Source organism: Paracraurococcus lichenis, from assembly GCF_030657435.1.
GTDB lineage: Bacteria > Pseudomonadota > Alphaproteobacteria > Acetobacterales > Acetobacteraceae > Paracraurococcus > Paracraurococcus lichenis.
Genome location: NZ_JAUTWS010000302.1, coordinates 1 through 1,314, shown reverse-complemented (window position 1 = coordinate 1,314; position 1,314 = coordinate 1). Strand labels below are relative to the sequence as shown.

Genomic DNA, 1,314 nt, shown 5'->3' with positions numbered 1-1,314 from the left:
GGGACTATCCGGAATTTCGTGTGGGACCGCGATGATCAGGCGGTGGTGAAGCGGTCCTCGAAGAGGATGGCGAACTGCGCCTTGGCAGCGGTCCATTCCCTCGCGGGCATCTTCCACTCCTTCATGGTCCGGTTCAAGACGAGGAAGAGCAGCTTGAGGGCGGCCTCGTCGGTCGGGAAGTGACCGCGCGCCCTGACAGCACGCCGCAGCTTGGCGTTCAAAGCCTCTATGGAATTCGTGGTGTAAATGATCCGGCGCACCTCGGAGGGGAAAGCGTAGAACGGGATCACCTCCGTCCAGTGCCGGCGCCAGGTCTGGGCGATGACGGGGTATTTGCGGCCCCATGGCCCCTCGTCGAAAGCGTCCAGCGCTGCCTGGCCCGCCTCGGCATTGCGAGCACGGTAGATCTCCTTCAGCGCGGCCGCGACCAGCTTGCGGTCCTTATAGGAGACGTAGTCCAGCGACGTGCGAATGAGATGGACGACACAGGCTTGGACTTGCGTCTTTGGGAACACGGCGTTGATGGCCTCAGGGAACCCCTTCAGCCCATCGACGACGGCGATCAGGATGTCCTGCACGCCGCGGTCCTTGAGCTCGTTCATGACGCGGAGCCAGAACTTGGCGCCTTCGGTCTGCTCGATCCACAGGCCGAGGACCTCCTTGGTGCCGTCGGCACGGACGCCAAGGGCGACGTAGACGGCCTTGTTGCGGACCGTGCCCTCGTCGCGGACCTTGACCCGGATCGCGTCGAGAAAGACCAGTGGGTAGAGCGCCTCGAGCGGGCGGTTCTGCCATTCCGTCACCTCGTCCAGGACGGCATCCGTGATGGCGCTGACCAGGTCGGGCGAGATCTCGATGCCGTAGAGCTCGCGCAGATGCCCCTGGATCTCGCGGGTGCTCATGCCCCGGGCGTACATCGACACGATCTTGTCGTCGAAGCCGGGGAAGCGGCGCTGGTATTTGGCGATGAGCTGCGGATCGAAGGTCGCCAGCCGGTCGCGGGGAATCTGCAGCTCCAGTTTGCCGGTGCCGGTCAGCACCGTCTTGGCCCCATAGCCGTTCCGCCCATTCGACCGCCCGTCCAGCTCGCCGGTCTCGAGGTGATGGTCCAGTTCGGCGTTCAGCACCCGTTCGGCCAGGGCCTTCTTGAGCCCGTCCAGCAGGCCCCCGTCGGCCAGGGCGGCCCGGGGATCGGTCCCGCCCAGCAGCTGGTCCAGCAGATCGTCCGGGATCGCGGGCTGTTTGCGTCGAGGCATACGATGGCTCCTTCAGCAGCATCGTACGGTCTCCGACACGAAATTTCCGATAGTCCCG

The 1,314-nt window shown here is 64.9% G+C and carries 1 protein-coding gene; it reads right to left on the bottom strand.

Annotated elements, in window-relative coordinates; all coding sequences use genetic code 11:
- Positions 1-35: 35 nt before the first annotated feature.
- A complete protein-coding gene (locus Q7A36_RS39835; RefSeq protein ID WP_305109328.1) occupies positions 36-1,256 on the bottom strand; it encodes an IS256 family transposase in 1,221 nt (406 codons plus the stop codon).
- Between the last annotated feature and the right edge of the window lie 58 nt (positions 1,257-1,314).